General features: G+C 60.4%; 4 protein-coding genes and 2 tRNA genes. 4 read left to right on the top strand and 2 right to left on the bottom strand.

Annotated elements, in window-relative coordinates:
- Nucleotides 1–100: 100 nt before the first annotated feature.
- Together HMPREF1546_RS02960 and gap are read right to left on the bottom strand one after the other, a co-directional pair.
- Complete coding sequence (locus tag HMPREF1546_RS02960) at nucleotides 101–442, bottom strand: helix-turn-helix domain-containing protein (RefSeq protein ID WP_025544739.1); 342 nt, start codon at nucleotides 440–442, stop codon at nucleotides 101–103.
- A 149-nt stretch (nucleotides 443–591) separates the two neighbouring features.
- Entirely contained in the window at nucleotides 592–1,617 is a 1,026-nt protein-coding gene (gene gap / locus HMPREF1546_RS02955) for a type I glyceraldehyde-3-phosphate dehydrogenase (protein ID WP_021748499.1), read from the bottom strand.
- 320 nt (nucleotides 1,618–1,937) lie between these two features.
- On the opposite strand from gap, the gene HMPREF1546_RS02950 reads away from it, so the two are divergent.
- The 4 genes from HMPREF1546_RS02950 to HMPREF1546_RS02935 all read left to right on the top strand — a co-directional run bounded on the left by HMPREF1546_RS02950 (nucleotide 1,938) and on the right by HMPREF1546_RS02935 (nucleotide 4,415).
- Nucleotides 1,938–2,750 (top strand): HAMP domain-containing sensor histidine kinase, encoded by an 813-nt coding sequence (locus HMPREF1546_RS02950; RefSeq protein WP_021748501.1) that lies wholly within the window; start codon nucleotides 1,938–1,940, stop codon nucleotides 2,748–2,750.
- A 122-nt stretch (nucleotides 2,751–2,872) separates the two neighbouring features.
- On the top strand, nucleotides 2,873–3,937 hold the full coding sequence (mnmA, locus tag HMPREF1546_RS02945; RefSeq protein ID WP_021748502.1) for a tRNA 2-thiouridine(34) synthase MnmA: 1,065 nt from the start codon (nucleotides 2,873–2,875) through the stop codon (nucleotides 3,935–3,937).
- A gap of 302 nt (nucleotides 3,938–4,239) precedes the next feature.
- Nucleotides 4,240–4,326, top strand: a tRNA-Leu gene (locus HMPREF1546_RS02940).
- 13 nt (nucleotides 4,327–4,339) lie between these two features.
- Nucleotides 4,340–4,415, top strand: a tRNA-Met gene (locus tag HMPREF1546_RS02935).
- Nucleotides 4,416–4,525: the final 110 nt, after the last annotated feature.

Raw genomic sequence — 4,525 nt, 5'->3', positions numbered from 1 at the left:
CAGAAAAAGCATGACAAGAGGCCGCGCCTTTGGCGCGGCCGCTTTGAATCCGCCACAGTGGGCAACACGGCGCCCGGCCAGTCTGGCCGGGCGCCGTCTGTCACGTTGTCTGCTGTTCGTCCAGGGCCCGCAGCAGGGCCTCCACGGTCCGCTCCACCACCCGGACCGTCTCTTCGTCCCGGTCCCGCAGCAGATCCATGATCCGCTGCACAGCGTCCCCGGGCGCGCCGAAGAGCACATAGTCGGCGTTCAAATCCAGCAGGCGGCACAGGCGGATAAAGTTCTCCAGCCGGGTGCCGGTGTTTCCCAGCTCCAAATCCGCAATAAAGGACACAGATAGATCGGCCCGCTCGGCAAGCACTTCTCTGCTCCAGTTGAGTCGCTCTCTGGCTTCCCGAAAGCGGCGTCCCATCTCTATTCTGTTTGGGTCACGTTTTCTCATAAAAGCACTGCTCCTGCTGTTTGAGAAAAGTGTACCCTATTTCCCAATAAAGAAAAATATAGTCTAGTACTTTATTGACAACGTACAAAGTACTATGTTAATATGAAAAAAATAGGACGCAGGCAGCTGCCCGCGCCCTAAAAAGCGTATTACCGACTCTGGTCCGCTGTATGCATGTAGGCCATCAGATCCAGGATCTTGTTGGTGTAGCCCCACTCGTTGTCATACCAAGCGATCAGCTTCACAAAGTTGTTGTCCAGCATGATGCCGGCGGTCTCGTCGAAGATGCAGGTCTCTGAAAACCCCGTCAGGTCGGAGGACACCACCTGGTCGTTGGTGCAGGTGATGATGCCCTTCATGCTGTTCTGGGCGGCGTTTTCCATGGCCACGCACACATCATGATAGCTGGCAGGCTGCTTGAGGCGGGCGGTCAGGTCCACCACGGACACGTCGTTGGTGGGCACCCGGAAGCTCATGCCGGTCATTTTACCCTTCAGCTCCGGAATTACCACGCCCACCGCCTTGGCCGCGCCGGTGGTGGAGGGAATGATGTTGCCCAGGACGCTGCGGCCGGTACGCCAGTCCCGGCCCGCCCGGGCGTCCACAGCCTTCTGCTTGGCGGTGGCGGCGTGGATGGTGGACATCAGCGCCTGCTCGATGCCGAAGGTGTCGTTGATGACCTTGGTCATGGGGGCCAGGCAGTTGGTGGTGCAGGAGGCGTTGGAGACCACGTCCATCTCCGGGGTGTACCGCTTGTGGTTCACTCCCATGACAAAGGTGGGCGTGATGTCGTCCTTGGCCGGGGCGGAGATGATGACCTTTTTCGCCCCGTGCCGGAAGTGGGCGGAGGCCTTTTCCGTGGTGCAGTAGGCGCCCGTGGACTCGATGATGTACTCGGCGCCGCAGTCGTCCCAGGGGATGTTGGCGGCGTCGTCCTCACTGTAAACCCGGATCTTCTTGCCGTTGATAATCAGGTGACGGTCGTCCCGCTCCACCGTGCCCTGAAAGGTCTTGAACACGGAGTCGTACTTCACCTGATAGACCATGTAGTCCAGGTCCGCGTTCCGCAGGTTGATGCCGCACATCTGATAGGTGGCGCTGCCGCGCTCCACCATGATCCGCAGTGCCACGCGGCCGATCCGGCCAAATCCGTTGATTCCCACTTTGATCGCCATGTTCCCATTCCTTCCTGTATTCCGTATTCCGCCGCAGCGGATGTTGTCCTCATTATACCATATTACCGGAAAATGTCACCGCAATTTTGCGTAAAATTGCGCATATAAAACGCAAGATTTGTTGTCCGTTTTGCACAGACTGGACTTCTGTTCGGCCGTGTCTGCCGGACTTCGACATTTTTCCCCCTTTTTCGACAAAGACCTTGTCTTTGCATCCCTTTTTTGCTATCCTATTGGTGTTCGAGGCAGGCTTTTCCACGGTTTGAAAGCCCCTCCCCGTATATGCTACAAGAGAGAATCCCAGCTGAAAGGATGCGCCTATGGAAGCAGAGCAATTTGACTTCTCCGTTGTGTTCCCCAACATCGCCGCCCAGTTGCGCAGCGTGTTGGGAAACCTGCACTTGGCGGCCGCCCAGCTGGCGCCTGCCATCCGGCGGGAGGGGGATCCGGCGCTGGATTCCACAGCTTCCCTGCTGGATCAGAGCTACTACCGCCTGCTGCGGCTGGTGAACAATCTGACGGCGGCGGGAGAGCTGGGGCAGGACGCGCCCCTCCCCGTCCGGGACCGGGATTTGACGGAGACGGTCCGTGCGGTCTGTGCCGGGGCTCAGGGTCTGTTTGCGCTCAAAAAGGTCCAGCTGGAATTCCGGAGCGCTGCGGACTGCCACACCTGCGCTTTTCACCAGCCCTCCATCGAGCTGCTGCTCTACCAGTTGCTCTCCAATGCCCTGAAGTTTACCCCCGCCGGAGGCGCGGTGACCGTGGAGCTGAAATTCATCAACCGATGGGTCCGCCTGTCCGTGTCCGACACCGGCTGCGGTATCCAGGAGGACCAGATCCCTTTCCTGTTCGACCGCTACCTTCACGACGATGCGATGGCGCCCCAGCCCCACGGCCTGGGCCTGGGACTGCCTATCTGCCAGCACATCGCAGAGCGCCACGGCGGCACCATGATTGCCGAGTCCCGGCCGGGGCAGGGGTCCCGCTTCACCCTGTCGTTGCCGGACCGGCGATGCGGGACTGCGGACGTGTCGGACGTGAAGTTCGATTACAACGGCGGCTTCAATCCGCTCCTCCTGGCCCTGGCGGACGCCTTGCCCCCCCAGGCTTTCTCCCAGCGCCATCTGGACTGACCCTGGCTCCGGCTGGGGTCGGTTTTTTTCGCAGAAGCGGCTTTCCTTTTTTCCGGAAATCGGCTACAATAGCCCTATCACACGACCGGCGCTCCGTCGGCCTTTTCAGGAGGAACCCATTTATGTCCCAGCGTGTATTTGTGGCCATGAGCGGCGGTGTGGACAGCGCCGCGGCGGCGCTGCTGCTGCGGCAGGCCGGCTATGATGTCACCGGCGTGACGCTGCGCCTGCATCCCTATAAGGACCGCCCGGGCCTGTGCGGCTCTGCGGATGATATCGAGACAGCCCGCGCCGTGGCCGCCGGCATGGGGATTCCCCATGTGGTGCTGGACCTGTGCGATCTGTTCCGCGAGCGGGTCATGGACCGGTTTGTGTGGGCCTACACCCACGGCCGCACACCCAATCCCTGCATTGACTGCAACCGGGAGATCAAGTTCGGTGCCCTGCTGGACTGGGCGCTGGACCAGGGCGCGGACGCCATGGCCACCGGCCATTACGCCAGAGTCCGCCTCGATACGCCCTCCGGCCGCTGGCAGCTGCTGCGGGGCGCGGATCGACGGAAGGACCAGACGTACTTCCTCTATCAGTTGACCCAGCACCAGCTGGCCCATCTGCTGCTGCCGGTGGGAGACTATGAAAAGCCTGCCCTGCGGGCCCTGGCGGCCGCCAACGGCCTGTCCAACGCCCAGAAGGCCGACAGCCAGGACATCTGCTTTGTGCCGGATGGGGACTATGTGTCGTTTTTGCGGCAGTATGGCGGCGTGGAGCCCGTCCCCGGTGACTTCCTGGACTCAGAAGGCCGTGTGCTGGGCCGCCACAGGGGAATGGAATGCTATACCATCGGCCAGCGGAAAGGGCTGGGCGTCAGCGCCAACGCGCCGCTGTACGTGCTGGGGAAGGACCCGGACCGGAATGCCGTGATCCTAGGGGAGGACAACCGCCTCTACACCCGGGAGCTGACGGCGGAGCGGGTGAACTGGCTCTCCGTACCGGAGCCGGACCGCCCCCTGTCCGTCACCGCCAAGACCCGGTACAGCCAGCGGGAAGCTGCCGCCACAGTGGAACCGCTGCCCGGCGGCCGCATCCGCATGGTGTTCACAGAGCCTCAGCGGGCCGTCACCCCGGGGCAGGCGGTGGTGTTCTACGATGGAGATCTGGTGCTGGGCGGGGGCACCATCTGTCCGTGACGCAAAAGGACGCCGCGAAAGCGGCGTCCTGCAGTTCTTATCGCTGACTGGTGGTCCAGCTGTCCTGAAAGATCAGGTCATCCACATCCCCGCCGCTGATCGTCTGGTGTCTCATCATTTTATTTCCTCCTTTGCATTTGGGTTCTCAGCCAGTATATGCGCCTCCGGGCGGAAAATTGCACGGAAACGGGCACCTGTCTGGACTTTTTGCAGCGGGAGTTGTCGAAAAAATTTGAAAGGTTTTCCTTGCCCGTGCTTGACAATGACTGGAGAGTATGGTATTCTAATCATTGCCGACAGCTGCCGGTGTGGTGGAATTGGTAGACACAGGGGACTTAAAATCCCCCGGTAGCGATACTGTACCGGTTCGAGTCCGGTCACCGGCACCACAGAACAGAATATCGCGGGGTAGAGCAGTTGGTAGCTCGTCGGGCTCATAACCCGGAGGTCGTTGGTTCAAGTCCAGCCCCCGCAACCACAAAACCGTCTGATTTCTTGCGAAATCAGACGGTTTTTCTTCACTTTTTGCCCCAAAAGATTCTCAGAGAAATTATGCGATTTTGCAAAATTTGCAGTTGACCCAAACCG

It is taken from the genome of Oscillibacter sp. KLE 1745, assembly GCF_000469445.2.
GTDB lineage: Bacteria > Bacillota > Clostridia > Oscillospirales > Oscillospiraceae > Oscillibacter > Oscillibacter welbionis.
This window is presented reverse-complemented; position numbering and strand designations above follow the sequence as displayed.